Genomic DNA, 23693 nt, shown 5'->3' on the forward strand with positions numbered 1-23693 from the left:
AACGGGTCCGGGGAGAGCCGGCCGGATACGGGATCCGGCCGGCGAACCCGTCAGACCTCTTCGACGCTGCTCGGCTCGCGCCGGGACAGGTCGATACCGAGCTCCTCCGCCGCGCGGAAGACGTCCTCGTCCGTGTCACGCATCTCGATGGACATACCGTCCGAGGACAGCACCTCCACGTTGAGGCAGAGCGACTGCATTTCCTTGATGAGCACCTTGAAGGACTCGGGAATGCCGGGCTCGGGGATGTTCTCGCCCTTGACGATGGCCTCGTAGACCTTCACGCGGCCGGTCACGTCGTCGGACTTGATCGTCAGCAGCTCCTGGAGGGCGTACGCGGCGCCATAAGCCTCCAGCGCCCACACCTCCATCTCACCGAAGCGCTGACCACCGAACTGGGCCTTACCACCCAGCGGCTGCTGGGTGATCATCGAGTACGGACCGGTCGAACGCGCGTGCAGCTTGTCGTCGACCAGGTGGTGGAGCTTGAGGATGTACATGTACCCGACCGAGATCGGGTCCGGGAACGGCTCACCGGAGCGGCCGTCGAACAGGTGCGCCTTGCCGGACGGCTGGACCATCCGGTTGCCGTCGCGGTTCGGGATCGTCGCCTCGAAGAGACCGGAGATCTCGTCCTCACGGGCACCGTCGAAGACCGGGGTGGCGACGTTGGTACCGGCGGCGACGTCGTCGGCGCCGATGGCCTTCAGCCGCTCCATCCACTCCTCGCTGCCCTCGACCTTCCAGCCCTGGCTGGCGAGCCAGCCGAGGTGGATCTCCAGGACCTGTCCCGGGTTCATTCGGGACGGGACACCCAGCGGGTTGAGGATGATGTCGACCGGGGTGCCGTCCTCCAGGAACGGCATGTCCTCGATCGGCAGGATCTTCGAGATGACGCCCTTGTTGCCGTGACGGCCGGCGAGCTTGTCACCGTCGGTGATCTTGCGCTTCTGCGCGACGTACACGCGAACCAGCTGGTTCACGCCCGGCGGCAGCTCGTCGCCCTCCTCGCGGTCGAAGACACGCACACCGATGACCTTGCCGGTCTCGCCGTGCGGCACCTTCAGCGAGGTGTCACGGACCTCACGGGCCTTCTCACCGAAGATCGCGCGGAGCAGTCGCTCCTCCGGGGTCAGCTCGGTCTCACCCTTGGGCGTGACCTTGCCGACCAGGATGTCTCCGGCGACGACCTCGGCACCGATCCGGATGATGCCGCGCTCGTCGAGGTCCGCGAGGACCTCCTCCGAGACGTTCGGGATGTCCCGGGTGATCTCCTCGGGGCCCAGCTTGGTGTCACGGGCGTCGACCTCGTGCTCCTCGATGTGGATCGAGGAGAGGACGTCGTCCTGGACCAGCCGCTGGCTGAGGATGATCGCGTCTTCGTAGTTGTGGCCCTCCCACGGCATGAACGCCACGAGGAGGTTCTTGCCGAGCGCCATCTCACCCTGCTGGGTGGCGGGACCATCGGCGAGGACCTGGCTCTCGACGACCCGGTCGCCCTCGTTGACGACAACCTTCTGGTTGACCGAGGTGCCCTGGTTGGAGCGGGAGAACTTGGCGATGCGGTACGTGGTGTACGTGCCGTCGTCGTTGGCGACGGTGATGTAGTCCGCGGAGACCTCCTGGACCACACCCTCCTTCTCCGCCTTGATGACGTCACCGGCGTCGACCGCGCAGCGGTACTCCATGCCGGTGCCGACCAGCGGCGCCTCGGACGTGATCAGGGGCACGGCCTGACGCATCATGTTCGCGCCCATGAGGGCACGGTTGGCGTCGTCGTGCTCCAGGAACGGGATCATGGCGGTCGCGACCGACACCATCTGGCGCGGCGAGACATCCATGTAGTCGACGTCCGTACCGGGCACGTAGTCGACCTCTCCACCACGGCGGCGGACCAGGACGCGGGGCTCGGTGAAGCGCAGCTCGTCAGAGAGCGTCGCGTTCGCCTGAGCGATGACGAACCTGTCCTCCTCGTCGGCGGTCAGGTAGTCCACCTCGTCGGTGACCTGGCCGTCGGTGACCTTGCGGTACGGGGTCTCGACGAAGCCGAACGCGTTGACCCGGCCGTACGAGGCGAGCGAGCCGATCAGACCGATGTTCGGGCCTTCAGGGGTCTCGATCGGACACATACGCCCGTAGTGCGACGGGTGCACGTCACGGACCTCGAAGCCGGCCCGCTCACGGGACAGACCACCCGGGCCCAGCGCCGACAGACGGCGCTTGTGGGTCAGACCCGACAGCGGGTTGTTCTGGTCCATGAACTGCGACAGCTGGCTGGTGCCGAAGAACTCCTTGATGGAGGCGACGACCGGCCGGATGTTGATCAGGGTCTGCGGCGTGATCGCCTCGACGTCCTGGGTCGTCATGCGCTCGCGCACGACGCGCTCCATCCTCGCCAGACCCGTACGGACCTGGTTCTGGATGAGCTCGCCGACGTTACGCAGACGACGGTTGCCGAAGTGGTCGATGTCGTCGGTCTCGACGACGATCTGGGTGCCGTTCTCGCCGACCGTCTCGGTCTCCCCGGCGTGCAGCTTGACCAGGTACTTGATGGTCGCGATGACATCGTCGGTGGTGAGCACGCCGGCGTCCAGCGGCTCGTCCGCGCCGAGCTTCTTGTTCACCTTGTAGCGGCCGACCTTCGCGAGGTCGTAGCGCTTCGGGTTGAAGTAGAGGTTCTCCAGCAGCGTCTGAGCCGCCTCGCGCGTCGGGGGCTCGCCCGGACGCAGCTTGCGGTAGATGTCGAGCAGCGCGTCGTCCTGGCCCTGGGTGTGGTCCTTCTCCAGGGTGGCGCGCATGGACTCGTACTCGCCGAACTCCTCCAGGATCTGCTCGGTGGTCCAGCCGAGAGCCTTGAGGAGGACGGTCACGGACTGCTTGCGCTTGCGGTCGATACGGACACCGACCATGTCGCGCTTGTCGATCTCCATCTCCAGCCAGGCACCCCGGGACGGGATGATCTTGGCGGAGAAGATGTCCTTGTCGGACGTCTTGTCGATCGACGAGTCGAAGTAGACACCCGGCGAGCGGACCAGCTGGGACACCACGACACGCTCGGTGCCGTTGATGACGAAGGTGCCCTTGTTGGTCATGAGCGGGAAATCGCCCATGAAGACCGTCTGGGACTTGATCTCACCGGTCTCGTTGTTGGTGAACTCGGCCGTGACGAAGAGCGGGGCGGCGAACGTGAAGTCGCGCTCCTTGCACTCGTCGATGGAGTTCTTGGACGGCTCGAAGCGGTGATCGCGGAAGGTCAGCGACATCGACCCGGAGAAGTCCTCGATCGGAGAGATCTCCTCGAAGATCTCCTCCAGACCTGACTTCCTGGGGACGTCCTGCCCACTCTCCAGAGCCGCCTCGACACGAGCCTTCCAAGCGGCGTTACCGAGCAGCCAGTCAAAGCTCTCGGTCTGCAGCGCCAGGAGGTTCGGAACCTCGAGGGGCTCCTTGATCTTTGCAAAGGAGATGCGCAGCGGGGCGGTGCTGGCACCGTTGTTCGTATTCGTGGTCGAGGCGTTGCGCGAGGCGGCCAAGAGGGGGTCCTTCCGAGGGCTCGGACTCACTACGCGCGTACCGGTCCCAAGCCGGGCGCGGAGAGGGAAAGCCCAGTTCAGGGCCGTTCACTCACCGATGCTCTTGCGAGGGGGTGCCCCTGGTGACGGGCAGGGAGCAGCTAACAGGCAGCGCAAAGGGTCAGTGTAGCCACTTGGCACACTGATGTCCAGAGCGGGTTTTTCGACACCCTCGTTTTTCTCAACACCCTTGTCTCAACTGCGGCAACTCAACTGCGGCAAGCCTCGCGCCGTAGGCGCACATCGATACTGCCCTCTTCACCGTCGATCCATGCCTCGGATGTGGATCGATTGTGGCGACGCGTCCTGAGAATTGCGCGCTGCGTGCGGTTCGTCAAGGCCCCCCACCCCACGCGGAAGGTCACGGGGCGTACGGAAGCGCGGCGATGATCACGATACTCGCCGCGCGCCGAAGAGCAAGGCAGCCCCTGCGGGGACGCGGAAGGGCGACCACCCGACTGGGTGATCGCCCTTCGCGTCAACATCGCGCCTCGCGGCGCCGAGACTGCCTCCGCGCGCCTACAGGCGCCCGGTGGCGGACTCGTACGGGGTCACTTGACCTCGACGGAGGCGCCGGCGCCCTTGAGGGACTCGGCGGCCTTGTCAGCGGCCTCCTTGGCGACCTTCTCCAGGACGGGCTTCGGGGCGCCGTCCACGAGGTCCTTGGCCTCCTTGAGGCCCAGGGAGGTCAGCTCACGCACGACCTTGATGACCTGGATCTTCTTCTCGCCGGCACCCGTGAGGATGACGTCGAACTCGTCCTGGACGTCCTCGGCCTCGGCCGGGGCACCGGGGACACCGGCGACCGGCGCGGCGACCGCGGCGGCGGCGGTGACGTCGAACTTCTCCTCGAACGCCTTCACGAACGCGGAGAGCTCGATGAGGGTCATGTCCTCGAACTGCGCGAGCAGGTCTTCCTGGCTGAGCTTCGCCATGATGGCGGTCCTTCCACTAATTCGGCTGGTGCCGTATGTACAGTTCCGCGGGCGTACCGGCCCGCTGCGGCCGAGCGAGCGTGATTACTCGGAGTCGGCCTCGACGGGAGCCGGCGTACCGGCACCGCCCTGCTCTTCCTTCTTGACGCGAAGCGCTTCCGCGGTGCGGACGAACTTCGACGGAAGCGCCTGGAAGAGCGAGGCAGCCTGCGACTGCTTGCCCTTCATGGCACCTGCCAGCTTGGAGAGCAGAACCTCGCGGGACTCAAGGTCCGCGAGCTTCTTGATCTCGTCAGCGCTCAGCGCCTTGCCATCGAGGACGCCGCCCTTGATGACGAGATTCGGGTTTTCCTTGGCGAAGTCACGAAGACCCTTCGCCGACTCCACCGGGTCACCGGTGACGAAGGCAACCGCCGTCGGACCCGCGAAGAGGTCGTCCAGCGTGTTGATCCCGGCCTCGTTGGCCGCGATCTTGGTCAGCGTGTTCTTCACCACGGCGTACTGGGCGTTCTCACCGAGAGAACGGCGCAGCTCCTTGAGCTGCGCCACGGTGAGACCCCGGTACTCGGTCAGCACGGCGGCATTCGAGCTGCGGAACTTGTCCGTCAGCTCGGCTACGTCGGCAGCCTTGTCGGGCCTTGCCATGAGCGTCGGCCTCCTTCCGGGTGATGAGGACCGCTCAGAAGGGGCTGGGCAAAACGAAACGCCCCGGCGCAGGCGCACGGGGCGTAGCTCGACCGAATGGAATCCGGGAGCTGTCCACAGTCACCTGCGCGGGTCGTCCGCAGCTAGCGGATCCTTCGGCCGCCGCACCCTCTTACGAGCGCGCGGCAACGACCAGCGGTCTTTGGCTTCTGGGGCAGCGTACGTGAGGAGGAGGCCGCAGGACAAATCAGCTTGCGGCCGCTCCCGCGCCATCGGCGCCCAGGCCGCCCAGCAGCCCGGCGAAGTCGAAGGTCTCACCGGCCGGCGGGGCCTGGACCTGCGCCTTCGCTCCGTAGTCGGAGTAGTGCATGGATATGTTGATGTCGCCCTGGGCGGTGTCCATGCCGACGTCCATCTTCACCGGATAGTCGTCCTCGTTGACCCAGACCTCCGTGTCGTACCCCTTCAGACCCGACTTCTTCATCGAGTCCAGGAGGTCCGCACGCTCCTTCGCGCTGAGCACGTCGAGCGATCCCTGGGACTTCACCAGCTCGTCGAGCGTGAGCGTGCCCTTGTAGTGCTCGGCCTGCACGCCGTCGACCTTCTCGCTGCCGAGGTGCTTCAGATTCGGCGAGTCGAGCAGCAGGGCGAGCTGCTGGGCCGGGTCCTGGTTCATGTTCTCCAGGCCGCCCGCCAGCTGCTTCTGGGCCGCCTCGTCACCGGAGGCCTCGGCCACGGCGCCCAGGTCGAGCTTCATCCAGCGCTTGCCGTCCATCTCCTTGGCGGCGTCGGCGCCCATGTCCATATACATGACGTTGTTGACCCAGACCATCCGGATCTTGTCCGGCGCCGAGGCATCGGCCGCCAGCGCCGATCCGTCCATGGTCATGTCCATCACCGTGGGGTCCCACCCCATGACGCCGTTCATTTCCATGTTGCCCGCCGCGCCCGTCCCGGCCGGCATCGACATCGTCATCCGGACCTTGGCCGACTTCGCCTCGGAGGTCTTCTTGAAGGCGGCGGTGATGACATCCGCGGCCCCCGACGTGGACTGTGCCGCACCGCCGTCGCTCTGGCCCTGACAGCCCGCGACAGCGGCGATGACGGCCACCGCCGCCAGCGAGACGCCCCCGCGCCTCCATACCGGCTTGCTCATTCCCCACCCCTTGGTTGTGTGTTCAACTCCCCTGCACGGTAACCCATGCCTATGACAGACGGACACGGAAAAAAGCCGGTTCCCGCACCTCCGGAGAGGTGCGGGAACCGGCTTTTCGTACGCGGGACCCGCGGCTGTCGTCAGTGTCAGACGGCGGCCGGGTCCTCCTCCACGAGGAGGTTGCGGGTGCGGTTGGCGTCCAGCGGGATGCCGGGGCCCATCGTCGTGGCCAGGGTGGCCTTCTTGATGTAACGGCCCTTGGCGGCGGACGGCTTGAGACGGAGGACTTCCTCCAGCGCCGCGGCGTAGTTCTCGACCAGCTTCGTCTCGTCGAAGGAGACCTTGCCGATGATGAAGTGCAGGTTCGAGTGCTTGTCGACGCGGAACTCGATCTTGCCGCCCTTGATGTCGTTCACAGCCTTGGCGACATCGGGGGTGACGGTGCCGGTCTTCGGGTTCGGCATCAGACCACGCGGGCCGAGGACGCGGCCGAGGCGGCCGACCTTGCCCATGAGGTCCGGGGTGGCGACGACGGCGTCGAAGTCCAGACGGCCCTTCGAGACCTCGTCGATGAGTTCGTCGGCGCCGACGATGTCGGCGCCCGCGGCACGCGCGGCCTCGGCACGGTCACCGGTCGCGAAGACCAGGACCCGGGCGGTCTTGCCGGTGCCGTGCGGAAGGTTCACGGTGCCACGGACCATCTGGTCGGCCTTGCGGGGGTCGACGCCCAGCCGCATGGCCACCTCGACGGTGCCGTCGAACTTGGTGGTGGTGGTGTCCTTGGCGATACGGACGGCCTCAAGCGGGGCGTACGTACGCTCCCGGTCGATCTTGGCGTCCGCGCCGCGGAGAGCCTTGCTGCGCTTCACTTCGTCTCCTGGTGGTTCATCAGGTGTGGAGGTCGTGGTCCGGGCCGCGCATGGCCCTGCCACTGGGGCTTGCCCGGCTGGGTCAGCCCTCGACCGTGACGCCCATGGAACGGGCGGTGCCGGCGATGATCTTCTCGGCGGCGTCCAGGTCGTTGGCGTTCAGGTCGGGCATCTTGGTGGTGGCGATCTCGCGCACCTGGTCGCGGGTGAGCTTCGCGACCTTCTTGACGTGCGGCTCGCCTGAGCCCTTGTCCACGCCCGCGGCCTTGAGGATCAGCTTGGCGGCCGGCGGCGTCTTGGTGATGAAGGTGAAGGAGCGGTCCTCGTAGACCGTGATCTCCACCGGCACGACCATGCCACGCTGCGACTCGGTCGCGGCGTTGTAGGCCTTGCAGAACTCCATGATGTTGACGCCGTGCTGGCCCAGCGCGGGGCCGACCGGCGGAGCCGGGTTGGCCGCGCCGGCGCTGATCTGGAGCTTGATAAGCCCCGTGACCTTCTTCTTCTTGGGAGGCATTGCTCTCTCCGGGTCCTAGTGAGAGTTTTCAGCCAGCCGTCCGGTCATCCGGATGGAGGCATACCGCACAACGATAACGGGTATAGGTGCACGGCCAAAAACCGACAGGTCAGACAGCTGTATGAGCCTGTCTGACCTGTCGGAAGCTGCTGTCGCGCGCGGGCACCGGCGCACACGCGCCGCCCGCCGGGCTCAGTTCTTCTGGATCTGGTCGAAGCTCAGCTCGACCGGGGTCTCGCGGCCGAAGATCTCGACCAGGCCCTTGACCTTCTTCGAGTCGGCGTTGATCTCGTTGATGGTCGCCTGGAGCGTGGCGAACGGGCCGTCGGTGACGGTGACCGAGTCGCCGACCTCGAAGTCCAGCACCTGGACCTCGACCTTGCGGGACGGAGCGGGCTTGCCCTCGGCCTCCGCGGCCTCACGGGCGGCCTTCTCCTCGGCCTCCGGCGCGAGCATCTTGACGATCTCGTCCAGGGTCAGCGGGTACGGGTCGTAGGCGTTGCCCACGAAGCCGGTGACACCGGGAGTGTTACGGACGACGCCCCAGGACTCGTTCGTCAGATCCATGCGCACCAGGACGTAGCCCGGGAGCTTGTTCTGGCGAACGTTCTTGCGCTCGCCGTTCTTGATCTGGACGATCTCTTCCTCGGGGACCTCGGCCTGGTAGATGAACTCCTCGACGTTCAGCGAGACGGCACGCTGCTCCAGGTTGGCCTTCACGCGCTTCTCGTAGCCCGCGTAGGTGTGGATCACGTACCACTCGCCGGGCAGCCCGCGAAGTTCCTCACGGAGCGCGGCGACCGGGTCGACGGGAGCCTCGGGCTCTTCGCCTGCGGACTCGTCGGCGTCGTCCTCCGCCGGGTCGTCCTCGTCGTCCTCGATGTGGAGCGCGGCCTTCTCGGCCGGCTCGCCCGCGGCGACGTCAGCGGCTTCGGCCTGGTCTGGCTCGACAGCGTCCGCCGCCTCGACGATGCCGGTCTCGTCCTCGCGGGACTCCACCGACTCGCCGGCGTCGTTCAGTTTCGGGTCAGACACGGTGGCTGCTTCTTCCTGGCTCATTGGGTGGAACGCGCGAAAGGGACGCCGCACCGGGCTCCCCTCCGCGGGATCAGCCGAAGACGTACTTGATTGCGTTCTGGAATCCATAGTCAATCACGGTCACCAAACCGATCATGACGACGACGAAGACAATCACCACGGTGGTGTACGTAGTCAGCTGGTTGCGAGTCGGCCAGACGACCTTGCGCAGCTCGGCGACGATCTGACGGTAGAAGAGCGCGAGCCGGCCCAGAGGGCCCTTCTTGCCACGCTTGCCGCCCTTGCGCGGCTTCTTCGACTCGGCGGACTCGTCGTCAGCATCAGGCTTGTCGATGGAGCCCACGGCGTCCGTCACGCTCTCTCACCTGATTCCGGGTCGTGGCCGTGCCGCGCCCGGGGGAGCCGCACGGCGATGCATTGAATGTACGTACATGCGCACACATCCTGGCGGAGATGTGTGTAGCAGGGCCGGAGGGACTTGAACCCCCAACCGCTGGTTTTGGAGACCAGTGCTCTACCAATTGAGCTACGACCCTTTGCGTTTTCCCCAACCTACCGCATCCGACCGGACGCACGGAGTGCGCGGTACGGACCGGGCGGCTGAGGGCCAACGACGAGTGAGTGTACGTGGTCGCGGCCCCCGCGTCGAACAGCTTCCCCCGCGACAGTCGTGGTCCGCCCCGCGCTCCGGACTTCCTTCTCTGTGTCCGCCCGGCGAAACCTGTGTGCCGACGAGGTTTCGGGTCTGGGACCATGGGCGCATGAGCGCTGCAATCCCTCCGACCGAGCGCCGGGTCTCCGCCCGTATCGGCGCGATCTCCGAGTCCGCGACCCTCGCCGTGGACGCCAAGGCCAAGGCCCTGAAGGCGGCCGGGCGTCCGGTGATCGGCTTCGGCGCCGGTGAGCCCGACTTCCCGACGCCCGGCTACATCGTCGATGCCGCCGTCGAGGCGTGCCGAGACCCCAAGTACCACCGCTACACGCCGGCCGGGGGGCTTCCCGAGCTCAAGGCCGCGATCGTCGCGAAGACGCTGCGCGACTCCGGCTACGAGATCGAGCCCTCGCAGATCCTGGTGACCAACGGTGGCAAGCAGGCGATCTACGAGGCGTTCGCGGCCATCCTGGACCCGGGCGACGAGGTCATCGTCCCGGCTCCGTACTGGACGACGTACCCCGAGTCGATCCGGCTGGCCGGCGGTGTCCCGGTAGAGGTCGTGGCCGACGAGACCACCGGCTACCGCGTCTCCGTCGAGCAGTTGGAGGCCGCGCGTACCGAGCGTACGAAGGTCGTCCTCTTCGTGTCGCCGTCCAACCCGACGGGCGCCGTCTACAGCCCCGCCGACACCGAGGCCATCGGCCGCTGGGCCGTCGAGCACGGGCTGTGGGTGATGACGGACGAGATCTACGAGCACCTCGTGTACGGCGACGCCGCCTTCACCTCGCTGCCGACCGTCGTCCCTGAGCTGCGCGACAAGTGCATCGTGGTCAACGGTGTGGCCAAGACCTATGCGATGACCGGCTGGCGTGTGGGGTGGATCGTCGGCCCCAAGGATGTCGTCAAGGCCGCGACGAACCTCCACTCGCACGCCACGTCCAATGTCGCCAACGTCTCGCAGGCCGCGGCGATCGCCGCCGTCTCCGGTGACCTCACCGCGGTCGCCGAGATGCGCGCCGCCTTCGACCGGCGCCGTCGGACCATCGTGCGGCTGCTGAACGAGATCGACGGCGTCGTCTGCCCGGAGCCGGAGGGCGCCTTCTACGCGTACCCGTCGGTGAAGGCGCTGCTGGGCAAGGAGATCCGCGGCAAGCGCCCCCGGACGTCGGTCGAGCTGGCCGCGCTGATCCTGGACGAGGCCGAGGTCGCGGTCGTCCCCGGGGAGGCGTTCGGTACGCCCGGCTATCTGCGGCTGTCGTACGCCCTCGGTGACGAGGATCTGGCGGAGGGCGTCGGCAGGATCCAGAAGCTGCTGGGCGAGGCCAAGGACTGAACGGGCTCGCGACGGGCTCCCGGCGATCGCCGGGAGCCCGTTTTTGCGTTCGGACAAGATCTCGATCGGGGAAAGTGGCTGCCGGTCGGCTCGCGCATGCGGCAGGATCTACGAATGGAGAGCACCACCCGCCCCCGCGATCTCAGCCTGTTGCCCAAGGCCCATCTGCATCTGCACTTCACCGGTTCGATGCGGCCCACGACGCTGCTCGAACTCGCCGACAAGTACGGCGTCCATCTCCCCGAAGCGCTGACCAGCGGCGAACCGCCCAAGCTGCGCGCGACCGACGAACGCGGCTGGTTCCGCTTCCAGCGGCTCTACGACATCGCGCGGTCCTGTCTGCGGACCCCCGAGGACATCCAGCGGCTGGTGCGCGAGGCGGCCGAGGAGGATGTACGGGACGGCTCGGGCTGGCTGGAGATCCAGGTCGACCCCACCTCGTACGCCCCCCATCTCGGCGGACTGATCCCGGCCCTGGAAATCATCCTGGACGCCGTGGACAGCGCGTCCCGGGAGACCGGTCTGGGGATGCGGGTGCTGGTGGCGGCGAACCGCGTGAAGCATCCGCTGGAGGCCAGGACGCTCGCCCGGCTCGCCGTGCGGTACGCGGACCGTGGTGTCGTCGGCTTCGGGCTCTCCAATGACGAGCGACGCGGGATGGCCAGGGACTTCGACCGGGCCTTCGCGATCGCCAGGGACGGCGGGCTGCTGGCCGCGCCGCACGGCGGTGAGCTGACCGGGCCCGCGTCCGTACGGGACTGTCTGGACGATCTGCGGGCCGCTCGTATCGGGCACGGCGTCCGCGCGGCGGAGGACCCGAAGCTGCTGCGCAAGCTCGCGGAGCGCGGGGTGACCTGCGAGGTCTGTCCGGCCTCGAATGTCGCGCTGGGCGTGTACGAGAAGCCGGAGGACGTCCCGCTGCGGACCCTGTTCGACGCCGGGGTCCCGATGGCGCTGGGCGCTGACGACCCGCTGCTCTTCGGCTCCCGGCTGGCGGCGCAGTACGAACTGGCCCGCCGGCACCAGAGCTTCAGCGACACCGAACTGGCCGAGCTGGCACGGCAGTCGGTGCGGGGCTCGGCGGCGCCGCGGGAGGTACGGGAGAAGCTGCTGACGGGCATCGACGGCTGGCTGGCCGACTGACGCTCTCCTGTCCGGCCGGACAGAACCTAGAGGCTGACGCCGACCGTCACCGGCTCGTTGACCAGCGTGATCCCGAACGCCTCCCGGACCCCCGCCACCACCTCGCGGGCGAGTACGAGCAGATCCTCGGTGGTCGCCGCGCCCCGGTTGGTGAGCGCGAGGGTGTGCTTGGTGGAGATCCGGGCCGGGCCCGTGCCGTACCCCTTGGTGAAACCGGCCCGGTCGATCAGCCAGGCCGCGGAGGTCTTCGTACGCCCCTCCCCGTCCGGGAATCCGGGCGGCGTCACCTCGTCGCCGAGGCGGGCCCGTACGCGCGTGACGAACTCGGCGTACTCCCGGTCGGTCAGGATCGGATTGGTGAAGAAGGAGCCGGCCGACCACGTGTCGTGGTCCTCGGGGTCGAGCACCATGCCCTTGCCCGCCCGCAGCTTGAGGACGGTGTCCCGCGCGGTCTCCGCCGGGACGCGGTCGCCGGGTTCGACACCGAGGACGCGCGCCGTCTCGGCGTACTTGAGCGGGGCGGAGAGCCCCCGCGCGTCCTCCAGAGCGAAGCGGACCCGCAGGACGACCCAGCGGTCGGGGTGGCGCTTGAACCGGCTGTGGCGGTACGAGAAGCCGCAGTCGGCGTTGGTGAGTGTGACCGTCCGCCCGGTGGAGCGGTCGTAGGCTACGACCTCGGTGAGGGTGCTCGACACCTCCTGGCCGTACGCGCCGACGTTCTGGATCGGCGTGGCGCCCGCCGAGCCGGGGATCCCCGCGAGGCATTCGATGCCGGCCAGGCCCGCTTCGACGGTACGGGCGACGGCGTCGGTCCAGATCTCTCCCGCGGCCAGTTCCAGCGTGGTGCCGTCGAGCGAGAAGCCCTTGGTCGCGATGCGCAGGGCGGTGCCGTCGAAGCCCTTGTCCCCGATGACCAGATTGCTGCCGCCGCCGATGATCAGCAGCGGCGTACCGGCGGCGTCCGCCTCGCGCACGGTGGCGATCACTTCGTCGTCGGTGACCGCCGTGACCAGGCGGGTCGCCGGGCCGCCGAGGCGGAAGGTGGTCAGTGGGGCGAGGGGCGCGTCGTGGAGTTCCTGCACGGGACAAGAGTACGGGCCACTGAAATCGCGGCCTGCGATTTCAGTGGCCCGGTATCAGACGGTGGCGGGCTCGCGCTCCGCCGCCTTCCCCTTGGTCATGTCCTCCCGCTTGGCGCCGCGCCCGGGTATGAGCAGCGCGGTCAGCGCGCCGAGCGCCACCAGCCCCGCGCCGATCCAGAGAGCCGGCACGGTGCCGTCCGTGAAGGTGTCGGGCGTACGGTAACCGCCCTGCGCGGCGAAGACCGCTCCGAGGACGGCCACACCGAGCGCTCCGCCGACCTCGCGCAGGGCGTTGTTCGTACCGGAGGCGATGCCCTGCTCCGCCGGGCGGACGGTGGACATGACCAGACTGGCGGCCGGCGCGAAGTACAGCCCCATCCCGACGCCGCTGATGATCAGCGCGGGCAGCTGCGCCGCGTACGACATGTCCGGCGCGAGGACCAGCGCGAACAGCCCCAGCCCGAGCGCTTGGAGTGCCAGGCCCACGGCCACGACGGGCCGGCCGCCGACGCGGTCGGAGAGCACCCCGGCGATCGGCGCGACGAGCAGCGGCATCGCGGTCCACGGGAGCATCCTCAGCCCCGCCTGGGTGGGCGAGTAGCCGAGAACCCCCTGGAGGAACTGGCTGAGCAGGAAGATCGAGCCGAACATACCGAGGAACATCAGGAGGCTGGCGGCGTTGACGCCGGCGAAGCCGCGGTTCTTGAACAGCCGCATGGGCAGCATCGCGCCCGGGTCGCGCAGTCCGTGCAGAACGAAGGCGATGAGCAGCGCGCCGCCGGCTGTCAGGCCCAGCAGGACGGGGAGGCTGGTCCAGCCGTCGGCGTTGGCCGTGACCAGGGCGTAGACGATGCCGAAGAGGCCGGTACTGACGAGGAGCGTGCCGGGGATGTCGAGGCGGGCGTTCGGCGCGTGCGACTCCTGGAGGCGCAGCCGGGCAAGGGGCAGCACAGCGAGGCCGATCGGTACGTTCAGCCAGAAGATCCACTGCCAGGAAAGGTGTTCGGTGAGGCTGCCGCCGACGAGCGGACCGCTGGCGACGGCGAGACCGGTGACGGCGCCGAAGATGCCGAGGGCGGCTCCTCGCCGTTCGGCGGGAACGGCGGCGGTGAGCAGGGTGAGCGTGAGCGGCATCATGATCGCCGCGCCGACGCCCTGGACGGCGCGTGCCGCGATGAGCGCGTCGATGCCTGGCGAGAGCGCGGCGGCGGCCGAGGCGCCGGTGAAGATCGCGAGACCGGCCAGGAAGAGCCGGCGGCGGCCGTACCGGTCTCCCAGGGCCGCTCCGAACATGAGGAGGACCGCGAACGTGAGGGTGTAGGCGTTGACGGTCCATTCCAGGTCCTCCAGCGCGCCGCCGAGATCTTCGCGGATGGAGGGCAGTGCGGTGGTGACGACGAGGTTGTCCAGGGCCGCCATGAAGCTGGCGAGACCGGTGATGACCAGGGTCCAGATGGCTCGGGACCCGCCGGCCGTCGGCTGACTCATTTTGTTCTCCCCCTGATGGGCCTGCACTTATTAGTTATGGATGACTAACTTCGCTGGACAGCTTTGGACAGCTTGGGACAGCTTTCATGGCGATACGGGGACGCCGCCTTGCCCAGAGGCTTACCCGAGACGCCACGCTCCTCTGTCGGACTTCAGCGTTCGGACGGCCGCTTCGACTCGACGAAGCCGGACCAGACGCGATGGTCGGACGGGAAGCCCAGCGCGACAAGGGTGTTGATCAGCATTCCGTACGCCAGAAACGTCGTGGTCCCGGCCACGTCCGCGCCGAGCGCCAGATGGACCGTCTCCCAGAGCTTCTGCCAGCCGGCCCGTACCGCGTCGCCGAACTCGTGGTCTCCCGCGGCCTCGGCGGTCGCCACCGCGACATACATCTGCATCTGCATCAGCAGCTTCTCCGGATCATGGGCGATCAGCTGCTGATAGGCGGCGGCCATGGCCTGCTGGGCCTCTTCGCCCTCCAGCCCTTCCGACGCCTCGATGAAGACGCGTGTGGTGTCCAGCAGACAGCGTTCCGCGGCGGCGAGGAATATGGCCTGCTTGTTCGGGAAGAGGCGGAAGAGATACGGCTGCGAGACGCCGACCCGGTGGGCGATCGTCTCCGTGGAGGTGCCGTGGTAGCCACCCCGCGCGAACTCCGAGACCGCCGCGCGGACCACGCTCTCGCGCCGCTCTTCTTTGCTCATCCTGACCACACAGGAAAGTTATTGGTCACTCACTACCCATGTCAAGTGTAAGGGGCGCCCGTCAATTGCGGGCACCCCTTACTCGTCGATCCCTCAGGTACTCGTCGATCGCTCAGGCGAGCCGGACGACGGCGCGGGACATCCCCAGCACCTTCTGCCCCGCGCTCATCGCCGTCAGATCCACCCGGACCTTGTTGTCGTCCAGCTTGGCCGCGACCTTCGCACTGACCTCGATCAGCGCGCCCTGGTCGTCATTGGGCACCACGACCGGCTTCGTGAAGCGGACGCCGTACTCGACGACCGCTCCCGGGTCGCCCACCCAGTCGGTCACCACCTGGATCGCCTCGGCCATGGTGAACATGCCGTGCGCGATGACGTCCGGGAGGCCGACCTCCTTGGCGAACTTCTCGTTCCAGTGGATCGGGTTGAAGTCCCCGGAGGCGCCCGCGTACCGCACCAGCGTCGCGCGTGTGAGGGGGAAGCCGCGCGACGGCAGCTCCGTACCGATCTCGACCTCGTCGTAACCGATCTTCGCGGTCACCGGCCTCACGCCCCCTCGGCGGCGCGCGCCACCAGCTTGGTCCACGCGGTCACGACATGCTCGCCGGCCTCGTCGCGCACTTCACCGCGGACATCGATGATGTCGTTCCCGGCCAGGGACTTGATCGCCTCGATGGTCGAGGTGACGCTCAGCCGGTCGCCCGCCCGCACAGGGCGGGTGTACGCGAACTTCTGGTCGCCGTGCACGACACGGCTGTAGTCCAGACCCAGCTGCGGATCGGCGATGACCTCACCCGCGGCCTTGAAGGTGATCGCGAACACGAAGGTCGGCGGAGCGATCACATCGCAGTGCCCGAGGGCCTTGGCGGCCTCCAGATCGGTGTACGCCGGGTTGGGATCGCCCACCGCCTCGGCGAACTCGCGGATCTTCTCCCGGCCGACCTCGTACGGCGCGGTGGGCGGATAGCTCCGCCCCACGAAGGACTGATCGAGCGCCACTGACTCGCTCCCTCCTGATGTAGATGACCACAAGCCTGACGCAGACCTGAAGACCTGACGCAGACGAGTCTGATGTAGACAAGAGAAACGACACGAGGCCGTCCCCAACCGGGGACGGCCTCGCAGACGAGCCTGATTCAGCGCGTTTCGCGGTGCGCGGTGTGCGAGTTGCAGCGCGGGCAGTGCTTCTTCATCTCAAGACGGTCCGGGTTGTTACGCCGGTTCTTCTTGGTGATGTAGTTCCGCTCCTTGCACTCCACGCAGGCCAGCGTGATCTTCGGGCGGACGTCGGTGGCAGCCACGTGAGTGCTCCTTGGACGGACAACGGATGAACGGATGAACGCAGAAAAGAGTAGCCGATCGAAGGACCGACCCCACAATCGGCTACTTTGTGTAGCGGTGACCGGACTTGAACCGGTGACACAGCGATTATGAGCCGCTTGCTCTACCGACTGAGCTACACCGCTTCGATGTTGGATCTCCTCGCCCGAAGGCGAGGATCACCGAACATCTGAGCCCCAATACGGAATCGAACCGTAGACCTTCTCCTTACCATGGAGACGCTCTACCGACTGAGCTATTGGGGCGAGCGATGAAGACATTACACGGTCGGTTGCCGATCGCCCAAATCCGTTTTCCCGCCCCACGCCCCACGCGTCCCATGGTGTCCCGTACGCCACTGGTGGGCTCGTCGGAACGACTGTCGCGCTCCTCCTCGAAGGCCGACCGAGGCGCCCCTAGGCTCGGCTCACGCTGCGTGATCCCGCGCGCCGGAGCCCGACCGGAAAGCCCTCACCAGGAGCGCGATGCCCGACAGCCAGCCGCAGCCGTCCGACGAAGCCCTGCCCGACACCACCGCGCTCGTCCTGTGCGGCGCCCGTCTCATCGATGGCCGCACCGTGGACGTACGGCTCAGCTCGGGCCGGATCGAGGCCGTGGGCACCGCGGGCAGTCTCGCCGCGCTCGGCACGCGGCTGGATCTGGCCGGCTATCTGCTGCTCCCCGCTCCGGCCGAGCCGCACGCCCACAGTGACACCGCCCTCACCGCGCTCACCCCCGACGGACCGGGCTCCTCCTCCCCCGAGGACGTCCAGCGCCGCGCCACCGAGGCCACCCTGCTGCAACTCGGGCACGGAGCGACCGCGCTGCGCTCGCACGTACGGATCGGGGGCACGCAGGAGCTGGGCCGGATGGAGGCGGTGCTCCAGGCCAGGCGTTCGCTGCGCGGTCTCGCCGATCTGACCGCCGTCGCCGTACCGAGGCTGCTGACCGGCCTCGCGGGCGCCGACGGGCTCGCCATGCTGCGGGACGCGGTGAAGATGGGCGCGGGTGTGGTGGGCGGCTGCCCCGACCTGGACCCGGATCCGGCCGGGTACGCGGAAGCGGTTCTGGGGATCGCGGCCGAGCACGGCTGCCCCGTCGATCTGCATACGGACGGTGACGATCCGGTCCGGCTCGCGCGGCTCGCCGCGATGGCGGGCGGTCTGCGGCCCGGGGTGGCGCTCGGGCCGTGCGCGGGGCTGGCCAGGCTGCCGGCCGAGACGGCGGCCCTCGCGGCGGACCAGCTGGCGGCGGCCGGCGTGACGGTGATCTGTCTGCCGCAGGGCGGCTGCGGGGGCGTGGAAGGCGCGGACATGGAACGCGTGGGCGCGGACAGGCGCGGCGGCGCGCGGGACCGGCGCGGTACGGAGGCGCCCGGCGCGGACTCCTGGGGGTACGGGCTGCCTGGCGCCGAGCGCGGCGTCGCCCCCGTACGGCTGCTGCGGGCGGCCGGTGTGCGGATCGCGGCGGGCAGTGGGGCGCTGCGGGACGTGTCGAATCCGGTGGGGCGCGGCGATCCGCTGGAGGCCGCGTATCTGCTGGCGTCGCGGGGCGGGATGCGGGCGGCGGACGCGTACGACGCGGTGAGCGGGGTGGCGCGGGCGGCGATGGGGCTGCCCGAGGTACGGATCGAGGCGGGCTTTCCGGCGGAGTTGCTGGCCGTACGAGGGGAGCGGATCGAGGGCGCGCTGTCCCTCGCGTACAGCAGGATCGTCATCCACCGCGGCCGGGTGGTGGCGCGGACGAGCGCCGTACGGGAGTACTGCGACTCGGCGGCGGCGGTCGCGCTCGAACTGCCCCGGCAGGGACGGTCCGTCCTGGGTAACCCCGGCCCCTGAGCGGGATGCCGGATCAGCGGTGAACGGTCCGCGGACGTACCGTCATAAGCATGCGAATCGTGATCGCCGGAGGACATGGTCAGATCGCGCTGCGGCTTGAGCGACTGCTCGCCGCGCGCGGACACGAGGTCGCGGGCATCATCCGCGCCCGGGGGCAGGCGGAGGATCTGCGCGAAGCCGGTGCCGAACCGGTCGTACTGGACCTGGAGTCGGCCTCGGTCGAGGAGGTGGCGGAGGTGCTGAAGGGCGCGGACGCGGCGGTCTTCGCCGCGGGCGCGGGCGGCGGGAGCGGAGCGGCCCGCAAGGAGACGGTGGACAAGGGCGCGGCGGTCCTCTTCGCGGACGCCGCCGAGCGCGCGGGCGTACGCCGTCACCTCGTCGTCTCGTCCGTGGGCGCGGACCCTGATCACCCGGGCGACGAGGTCTTCGACGCGTATCTGCGGGCCAAGGGCGCGGCGGACGCGTACGTACGGTCCCGGTCCGGGCTCGACTGGACGATCCTGCGGCCGGGGGCGCTGACGAACGACCCGGGGACGGGGCTCGTGCGGCTCACGGAGTCGAAGGTACGGGGGTCGGTTCCGCGTGACGACGTGGCGGCGGTGCTGGCCGCGCTGGTGGAGACCCCGGGGACCGCGGGTCTGACGCTGGGGCTGATCGGCGGGACGGTGCCGGTGGCGGAGGCGACGGAGGTCGCGGCGGGCGGACGATGAGTTCCGGGCCCGGCGACGGTCCTTGCTCTCATGAACGAGGACATGAGCGACGACGGTGTGAGCAAGGGCATGCAGAGGGGTGTTGGTGAAGGCGTGGGCGCGGAAAAGGACCGGAGCGGGTCCGTGAGCCTGCCGAAGATCGTCCGCCGGGGCGAGCAGCCCTATGTGGCCATCGGAAAATCTGTCCGGATGGACGAGTTCCCGACGATCGCCGACCGGCTGCCCGGGCTCATCGGCTGGGTGCTCGGCCAGGGGCTCGAACTGGCGGGGGCGCCGTTCTTCCGCTACCGCACCATCGACATGGACGCCGAGTCGGAGGTGGAGGCCGGCGTCCCGCTGGTGTCGGCGCCGGAGCCGGAGGGTGAGATCCGCGTCGGGACACTGCCCGCCGGCCATTACGCGACGATCACTCACCTCGGCCATCCCGACGGGCTGTTGGCGGTGACCAGCGGGCTGCGGGAGTGGGCGGAGCACGAGGGGCTGGAGTGGGACATGACCGTGGTCGACGGGGTGGAGCACTGGGGCTGCCGACTGGAGACGTACAAGACCGACCCACGGGTGGAACCGGACCCGGCCAACTGGGAGACGGAGCTGGCGTTCCGCCTCGCCGATCTGGCCCCGGGCCGGTAGCGGGGCGTTGTCCGGCCGGCCTGACCTGAGAAACGCCCGGACATGAGAAAGGCCCCTGATCCACGTCTCCGTGAATCAGGGGCCTTCTCTATCGCGTGGCGGCGCCAGGATTCGAACCTGGGTAGGCTAAGCCGACGGATTTACAGTCCGCTCCCATTGGCCACTCGGGCACACCGCCATGGGATGTCGCTGCCGGTTGGAGAGGCCGCTTTGGGGCGGTGCTCCGTGGCAACGACGTAAACGATACCCGATGCCCGGGGGTGCTCTGCCACCGGTTTGATCAGCACTCCGGGCGGGCGTGGGTGACTAGGCTTTACGGCAGCGGCCGGCGCTGTCCGGTCGCGCAGCGAGCATGCGATGAGCACCCGAACAGCACCGATACAAGGAGCCACAGGACATGGCCGACTCCAGTTTCGACATCGTCTCGAAGGTCGAGCGGCAGGAGATCGACAACGCTCTCAACCAGGCCTCGAAGGAGATCGCGCAGCGTTACGACTTCAAGAACGTCGGCGCCTCGATCGGCTGGTCCGGCGAGAAGATCCTCATGCAGGCGAACTCGGAGGAGCGGGTCAACGCGATCCTCGACGTCTTCCAGTCCAAGCTGATCAAGCGCGGGATCTCGCTCAAGGCGCTGGACGCGGGCGAGCCCCAGCTGTCCGGCAAGGAGTACAAGATCTTCGCTTCGATCGAGGAAGGCATCTCCCAGGACAACGCCAAGAAGGTCGCGAAGATCATCCGCGATGAGGGCCCCAAGGGCGTCAAGGCGCAGGTGCAGGGCGACGAGCTGCGGGTCAGCTCGAAGAGCCGTGACGATCTGCAGACCGTGATCTCCCTGCTGAAGGGGCAGGACTTCGACTTCGCGCTCCAGTTCGTGAACTACCGGTGACGCGGCACCGACCGGTGAGGTGGGCGGCGCGGGGCGGGAGCTCCGTGTCCGCCCCGGCCGTCACCGGTCGGGCGTGATGTCCGAATCCCGCCAGCTTCGACGGGCCGGGCGGCGGAGACTCGTTACTCGGAGCAGCTGAACGCGACCACGGAACGCGGCTCGTGGACAGCTGAACACTCCGCGAGGAGAGGAACGAGCGATGACCGGGACCATGTACACGACGATCGACAGCCCGCTGGGCGAACTGCTGCTCGTGGGCGAGAAGTCAGCCACCGCGAAGGGCGGCGTCGCGCTCGCCTCACTCTCCGTGCCGGGGCAGAAGGGCGCGGCCGTCGTCCAGGACGGATGGGTCCGGGCGCCGGAGGCGTTCGAGGAGATCGTCGGGCAGCTCAGGGCGTACTTCGCGGGGACGCTGACGCGGTTCGTGATCGAGTACGCGGACAGCGGTACGGACTTCCAGCGGCGGGTCTGGCAGGCGGTGGACACCATTCCGTACGGCGAGACCGCGACGTACGGGCAGATCGCCGGGCGGATCGGCTCCGCCGGGGCCGGGGTGCGGGCCGTGGGGACCGCGATCGGACGGAATCCGCTGCTTGTCGTACGGCCGTGTCATCGGGTGATCGGCGCGGACGGGGCGCTGCGCGGGTACGCGGGCGGTATGGACCGTAAGGAGCGCCTCCTCGGCCTGGAGGGCGCGCTGGTGCGATGAGCGGGGAACTGTTCCCGAGGCCGCGCGCCGTCGTCGCGCCCGGCGCCGTGCACGTTCCCTCCTGGCTGTCCGAGGAGCGGCAGCGGGAGCTGGTGGACGCCTGCCGGGGCTGGGCGCGGGGGCCGGTGCCGATCCGGCGCACGGTGCTGCCGAGCGGCGGTGTGATGTCCGTACAGACGGTCTGCGTGGGCTGGCACTGGCAGCCGTACGCGTATACCCGTACGGCCGGCGATGTGAATGGCGCGCGGGTCGCGGAGTTCCCGGACTGGCTTGTCGCGTTGGGCCGCGAGGCGCTGGTCGAGGCGTACGGCGATCCGGCGGCCGGCGCGGCGTACACCCCGGACACGGCGCTGATCAACTTCTACGAGGGCGGCGCGAAGATGGGGATGCACCAGGACAAGGACGAGAAGTCGGGGGCGCCGGTGGTGTCGCTGAGCATCGGCGACCGCTGTGTCTTCCGCTTCGGCAATACGGAGGGCCGGGGGCGGCCGTACACGGATGTCGAACTGTCCTCCGGGGACCTCTTCGTCTTCGGGGGGCCTTCGCGGTACGCGTACCACGGGGTGCCCAAGGTCTATCCGGATACGGCGGACCCGGCCACGGGCCTGGGCACCGGGCGGTTGAACATCACTCTGCGCGAGACCGGTCTCGTCTAGCCGGCCTTGCGTAGCCGGGCTCAGCGGGGCGGTGGCTCAGCGGGCGCGGGAGTGGCCGAAAATCAGCCGGTAGAGAACGAGCAGCACAAGAGCGCCGCCGATCGCCGATATCCAGGTCGCCCCGTCGTAGAACTCGTTACTGATGGGATGGTCGAGCCAACGGGCCGAGATCCAGCCGCCGATGAAGGCTCCCGCGATACCGATGAGGGTCGTACCGATCAGTCCGCCCGGGTCCCGGCCGGGGAGCAGAATCTTGGCGGCGGCTCCGGCGAGAAGTCCTAGAACGATCCAGCTGATGACACCCATGCCTTGAACCTGCCTTTCGTACGGTCTTGTCCTGGAAGACGCCGTACGGGCGGGTGGCGGTTGCACGGGAGGCGCGACCGCCGGAGGTTCACGCTCTGGGCGAAGGAAACGGTCAGCGGGCCGCGAACGGCTGGTCGGTGGGGACGATTTCCTTGCCGAGCGGTGCCAGCGAGATGGGAATCAGCTTGAAGTTGGCCAGGCCCAGCGGGATTCCGATGATCGTGACGCACAGGGCGATACCGGTGAGGATGTGGCCGAGGGTGAGCCACCAGCCCGCCAGAACCAGCCACAGCACATTGCCGACGCACGAGGGCGCCCCCGCGTCGCGGCGGTCGACCGCCATATAGCCGAAGGGCCACAGGGCGTAGAACCCGATACGGAACGCGGCCACCCCGAAGGGGATGCCGATGATCGTGATACAGAGCAGCGCGCCTGCCAGCAGATAGCCGAGGCACATCCAGAAGCCGCACAGAACGAGCCATATGACGTTCAGGATTGTTTTCATGGGCGACGACCTGCCATCTGTTCCAGTCGGGCGATGCGCTCCGCCATCGGCGGGTGCGTGGAGAACAGCTTCGAGACTCCGTCCCCGGGGCGGAAGGGGTTCGCGATCATCATGTGGCTCGCGGTCTCGATACGTGGCTCGGGAGGCAGCGGGAGCTGTTTCGTCCCCGCGTCCAGTTTACGCAGCGCACTCGCCAGAGCGAGGGGGTCGCCGGTGATCTGGGCGCCCGAGGCATCGGCTTCGTACTCCCGCGAGCGGCTCACCGCGAGCTGGATGACCGAGGCCGCCAGGGGGCCCAGAATCATGATCAGCAGCATGCCGAAGATCCCGGGGCCGTCATCGTCGTCGGACCGGCCGAAGGGGATCAGCCAGGCGAAGTTCACCAGGAACATCACCACGGAGGCGAGGGCTCCCGCGACGGAGGAGATCAGGATGTCCCGGTTGTAGACATGGCTCAGCTCATGGCCGAGGACTCCGCGCAGCTCGCGCTCGTCCAGGATCTGGAGGATGCCTTCCGTACAGCAGACGGCGGCATTGCGCGGGTTGCGGCCGGTGGCGAACGCGTTGGGGGCCTGGGTGGGCGAGATGTAGAGCCGTGGCATGGGCTGGCGGGCGGCGGTCGAGAGCTCACGGACGATGCGGTAGAGCTGAGGCGCCTCGAATTCGCTGACGGGGCGGGCGCGCATGGCGCGCAGGGACAGCTTGTCGCTGTTCCAGTAGGCGTACGCGTTCGTGCCGATCGCCACGACGAGCGCGACGATCAGGCCCGTACTGCCGAAGAAACTGCCGATCGCGATGATGAGTGCGGACAGTCCCCCGAGGAGTACGGCGGTCCTGAGCCCGTTGTGCCGGCGGTGCACGGTACGCCCTCCAAGTGGTGCGGCAGGGGAACCCTTTGCTGGTGCTGCTCCACTCTTCAGTGGACCCTTCCGTACTGGTCAACGCCAGGCGGGCGGCGCGGGTTCCCTTGTGCCGCCGGACAGGGGCGTACGCCGT

At 68.3% G+C, this 23693-nt stretch carries 25 protein-coding genes and 4 tRNA genes; 8 read left to right on the forward strand and 21 right to left on the reverse strand.

Annotation, left to right across the window (positions count from 1 at the left end; genetic code table 11):
- Positions 1-50: 50 nt before the first annotated feature.
- The 9 genes from rpoB to M1203_RS05600 form a co-directional block, all read right to left on the reverse strand.
- Positions 51-3533 (reverse strand): DNA-directed RNA polymerase subunit beta, encoded by a 3483-nt coding sequence (rpoB, locus tag M1203_RS05560; RefSeq protein ID WP_249948340.1) that lies wholly within the window; start codon positions 3531-3533, stop codon positions 51-53.
- Between the two features lie 590 nt (positions 3534-4123).
- Positions 4124-4507, reverse strand: coding sequence for a 50S ribosomal protein L7/L12 (gene rplL / locus M1203_RS05565; protein ID WP_249948341.1), 384 nt, complete (start codon positions 4505-4507; stop codon positions 4124-4126).
- Between the two features lie 84 nt (positions 4508-4591).
- The gene (gene rplJ / locus M1203_RS05570) at positions 4592-5152 is read right to left on the reverse strand and encodes a 50S ribosomal protein L10 (protein WP_249948342.1); all 561 of its coding nucleotides are present in this window, start codon (positions 5150-5152) and stop codon (positions 4592-4594) included.
- 247 nt (positions 5153-5399) lie between these two features.
- Positions 5400-6308, reverse strand: a complete 909-nt coding sequence (locus M1203_RS05575) for a hypothetical protein (protein ID WP_249948343.1) — start codon at positions 6306-6308, stop codon at positions 5400-5402.
- Between the two features lie 146 nt (positions 6309-6454).
- Positions 6455-7177: a 50S ribosomal protein L1 gene (rplA, locus tag M1203_RS05580; protein WP_249948344.1), complete on the reverse strand. Its 723-nt coding sequence runs from the start codon at positions 7175-7177 to the stop codon at positions 6455-6457.
- A gap of 82 nt (positions 7178-7259) precedes the next feature.
- A complete protein-coding gene (gene rplK / locus M1203_RS05585; RefSeq protein ID WP_030351419.1) occupies positions 7260-7694 on the reverse strand; it encodes a 50S ribosomal protein L11 in 435 nt (144 codons plus the stop codon).
- Between the two features lie 192 nt (positions 7695-7886).
- A complete protein-coding gene (gene nusG / locus M1203_RS05590) occupies positions 7887-8729 on the reverse strand; it encodes a transcription termination/antitermination protein NusG (protein ID WP_249948345.1) in 843 nt (280 codons plus the stop codon).
- A gap of 73 nt (positions 8730-8802) precedes the next feature.
- Positions 8803-9087: a preprotein translocase subunit SecE gene (gene secE, locus M1203_RS05595; protein WP_249948346.1), complete on the reverse strand. Its 285-nt coding sequence runs from the start codon at positions 9085-9087 to the stop codon at positions 8803-8805.
- Positions 9088-9195: 108 nt separating this feature from the next.
- Positions 9196-9268 (reverse strand) — tRNA-Trp (locus tag M1203_RS05600).
- Between the two features lie 225 nt (positions 9269-9493).
- Between M1203_RS05600 and M1203_RS05605 the strand changes: the two genes are divergently transcribed.
- Positions 9494-10720 (forward strand): pyridoxal phosphate-dependent aminotransferase, encoded by a 1227-nt coding sequence (locus M1203_RS05605; protein ID WP_249948347.1) that lies wholly within the window; start codon positions 9494-9496, stop codon positions 10718-10720.
- A gap of 96 nt (positions 10721-10816) precedes the next feature.
- A complete protein-coding gene (locus M1203_RS05610; RefSeq protein ID WP_249948348.1) occupies positions 10817-11863 on the forward strand; it encodes an adenosine deaminase in 1047 nt (348 codons plus the stop codon).
- A gap of 26 nt (positions 11864-11889) precedes the next feature.
- Here the strand turns inward: M1203_RS05610 and M1203_RS05615 are convergent, their stop codons facing one another.
- The 8 genes from M1203_RS05615 to M1203_RS05650 all read right to left on the reverse strand — a co-directional run bounded on the left by M1203_RS05615 (position 11890) and on the right by M1203_RS05650 (position 16723).
- The gene (locus tag M1203_RS05615) at positions 11890-12945 is read right to left on the reverse strand and encodes a UDP-N-acetylmuramate dehydrogenase (protein ID WP_249948349.1); all 1056 of its coding nucleotides are present in this window, start codon (positions 12943-12945) and stop codon (positions 11890-11892) included.
- A 54-nt stretch (positions 12946-12999) separates the two neighbouring features.
- Positions 13000-14433 carry a DHA2 family efflux MFS transporter permease subunit gene (locus tag M1203_RS05620; protein ID WP_249948350.1) on the reverse strand — a complete coding sequence of 478 codons (1434 nt, stop codon included), beginning with the start codon at positions 14431-14433 and terminating at the stop codon, positions 13000-13002.
- Between the two features lie 152 nt (positions 14434-14585).
- Positions 14586-15146, reverse strand: a complete 561-nt coding sequence (locus tag M1203_RS05625) for a TetR/AcrR family transcriptional regulator (protein ID WP_249948351.1) — start codon at positions 15144-15146, stop codon at positions 14586-14588.
- Positions 15147-15249: 103 nt separating this feature from the next.
- Positions 15250-15678: a MaoC family dehydratase gene (locus M1203_RS05630; protein ID WP_249948352.1), complete on the reverse strand. Its 429-nt coding sequence runs from the start codon at positions 15676-15678 to the stop codon at positions 15250-15252.
- 5 nt (positions 15679-15683) lie between these two features.
- Positions 15684-16136 carry a MaoC family dehydratase N-terminal domain-containing protein gene (locus M1203_RS05635; RefSeq protein ID WP_249948353.1) on the reverse strand — a complete coding sequence of 151 codons (453 nt, stop codon included), beginning with the start codon at positions 16134-16136 and terminating at the stop codon, positions 15684-15686.
- Between the two features lie 137 nt (positions 16137-16273).
- On the reverse strand, positions 16274-16438 hold the full coding sequence (gene rpmG, locus M1203_RS05640; protein ID WP_003956487.1) for a 50S ribosomal protein L33: 165 nt from the start codon (positions 16436-16438) through the stop codon (positions 16274-16276).
- Between the two features lie 92 nt (positions 16439-16530).
- Positions 16531-16603, reverse strand: a tRNA-Met gene (locus tag M1203_RS05645).
- A 47-nt stretch (positions 16604-16650) separates the two neighbouring features.
- Positions 16651-16723: transfer RNA gene (locus tag M1203_RS05650), tRNA-Thr, on the reverse strand.
- A gap of 219 nt (positions 16724-16942) precedes the next feature.
- On the opposite strand from M1203_RS05650, the gene M1203_RS05655 reads away from it, so the two are divergent.
- The 3 genes from M1203_RS05655 to M1203_RS05665 are packed head-to-tail and all read left to right on the forward strand — an operon-like array spanning position 16943 to position 19635.
- Complete coding sequence (locus tag M1203_RS05655) at positions 16943-18295, forward strand: amidohydrolase family protein (protein ID WP_249948354.1); 1353 nt, start codon at positions 16943-16945, stop codon at positions 18293-18295.
- Positions 18296-18345: 50 nt separating this feature from the next.
- Entirely contained in the window at positions 18346-19005 is a 660-nt protein-coding gene (locus M1203_RS05660) for an SDR family oxidoreductase (protein ID WP_249948355.1), read from the forward strand.
- A 42-nt stretch (positions 19006-19047) separates the two neighbouring features.
- A complete protein-coding gene (locus M1203_RS05665; RefSeq protein WP_249948356.1) occupies positions 19048-19635 on the forward strand; it encodes a GyrI-like domain-containing protein in 588 nt (195 codons plus the stop codon).
- 96 nt (positions 19636-19731) lie between these two features.
- Here M1203_RS05665 and M1203_RS05670 read toward each other — a convergent pair.
- A tRNA-Tyr gene (locus M1203_RS05670) sits at positions 19732-19813 on the reverse strand.
- Positions 19814-20032: 219 nt separating this feature from the next.
- Between M1203_RS05670 and M1203_RS05675 the strand changes: the two genes are divergently transcribed.
- From M1203_RS05675 to M1203_RS05685, 3 genes are all read left to right on the forward strand, one after another.
- On the forward strand, positions 20033-20521 hold the full coding sequence (locus M1203_RS05675; protein WP_249948357.1) for a YajQ family cyclic di-GMP-binding protein: 489 nt from the start codon (positions 20033-20035) through the stop codon (positions 20519-20521).
- A gap of 199 nt (positions 20522-20720) precedes the next feature.
- Positions 20721-21230: a methylated-DNA--[protein]-cysteine S-methyltransferase gene (locus tag M1203_RS05680; protein ID WP_249948358.1), complete on the forward strand. Its 510-nt coding sequence runs from the start codon at positions 20721-20723 to the stop codon at positions 21228-21230.
- Complete coding sequence (locus M1203_RS05685; protein WP_249948359.1) at positions 21227-21886, forward strand: alpha-ketoglutarate-dependent dioxygenase AlkB; 660 nt, start codon at positions 21227-21229, stop codon at positions 21884-21886. Before M1203_RS05680 ends, M1203_RS05685 begins: the two co-directional genes overlap by 4 nt.
- A 36-nt stretch (positions 21887-21922) precedes the next feature.
- On the opposite strand, the gene M1203_RS05690 is transcribed toward M1203_RS05685, so the two are convergent.
- The 3 genes from M1203_RS05690 to htpX form a co-directional block, all read right to left on the reverse strand.
- Complete coding sequence (locus M1203_RS05690; protein WP_249948360.1) at positions 21923-22192, reverse strand: GlsB/YeaQ/YmgE family stress response membrane protein; 270 nt, start codon at positions 22190-22192, stop codon at positions 21923-21925.
- 112 nt (positions 22193-22304) lie between these two features.
- A complete protein-coding gene (locus M1203_RS05695; protein ID WP_249948361.1) occupies positions 22305-22697 on the reverse strand; it encodes a YccF domain-containing protein in 393 nt (130 codons plus the stop codon).
- Complete coding sequence (gene htpX, locus M1203_RS05700; protein WP_030351401.1) at positions 22694-23557, reverse strand: zinc metalloprotease HtpX; 864 nt, start codon at positions 23555-23557, stop codon at positions 22694-22696. Before htpX ends, M1203_RS05695 begins: the two co-directional genes overlap by 4 nt.
- Between the last annotated feature and the right edge of the window lie 136 nt (positions 23558-23693).

Source organism: Streptomyces sp. 35G-GA-8 (genome assembly GCF_023534745.1).
Classification (GTDB): Bacteria; Actinomycetota; Actinomycetes; order Streptomycetales; family Streptomycetaceae; genus Streptomyces.

Bases quoted from the DNA above. Each gene is read 5' to 3' on its own strand.
- M1203_RS05655 (WP_249948354.1), top strand. From the start codon at position 16,943: ATGCCCGACAGCCAGCCGCAGCCGTCCGACGAAGCCCTGCCCGACACC.
- rplJ (WP_249948342.1), bottom strand. From the start codon at position 5,152: ATGGCAAGGCCCGACAAGGCTGCCGACGTAGCCGAGCTGACGGACAAG.
- M1203_RS05660 (WP_249948355.1), top strand. From the start codon at position 18,346: ATGCGAATCGTGATCGCCGGAGGACATGGTCAGATCGCGCTGCGGCTT.
- M1203_RS05675 (WP_249948357.1), top strand. From the start codon at position 20,033: ATGGCCGACTCCAGTTTCGACATCGTCTCGAAGGTCGAGCGGCAGGAG.
- M1203_RS05665 (WP_249948356.1), top strand. From the start codon at position 19,048: ATGAGCGACGACGGTGTGAGCAAGGGCATGCAGAGGGGTGTTGGTGAA.
- M1203_RS05690 (WP_249948360.1), bottom strand. From the start codon at position 22,192: ATGGGTGTCATCAGCTGGATCGTTCTAGGACTTCTCGCCGGAGCCGCC.
- M1203_RS05685 (WP_249948359.1), top strand. From the start codon at position 21,227: ATGAGCGGGGAACTGTTCCCGAGGCCGCGCGCCGTCGTCGCGCCCGGC.
- M1203_RS05610 (WP_249948348.1), top strand. From the start codon at position 10,817: ATGCGGCAGGATCTACGAATGGAGAGCACCACCCGCCCCCGCGATCTC.
- rplK (WP_030351419.1), bottom strand. From the start codon at position 7,694: ATGCCTCCCAAGAAGAAGAAGGTCACGGGGCTTATCAAGCTCCAGATC.
- M1203_RS05680 (WP_249948358.1), top strand. From the start codon at position 20,721: ATGACCGGGACCATGTACACGACGATCGACAGCCCGCTGGGCGAACTG.
- rplL (WP_249948341.1), bottom strand. From the start codon at position 4,507: ATGGCGAAGCTCAGCCAGGAAGACCTGCTCGCGCAGTTCGAGGACATG.
- M1203_RS05620 (WP_249948350.1), bottom strand. From the start codon at position 14,433: ATGAGTCAGCCGACGGCCGGCGGGTCCCGAGCCATCTGGACCCTGGTC.
- M1203_RS05605 (WP_249948347.1), top strand. From the start codon at position 9,494: ATGAGCGCTGCAATCCCTCCGACCGAGCGCCGGGTCTCCGCCCGTATC.
- M1203_RS05575 (WP_249948343.1), bottom strand. From the start codon at position 6,308: ATGAGCAAGCCGGTATGGAGGCGCGGGGGCGTCTCGCTGGCGGCGGTG.
- M1203_RS05695 (WP_249948361.1), bottom strand. From the start codon at position 22,697: ATGAAAACAATCCTGAACGTCATATGGCTCGTTCTGTGCGGCTTCTGG.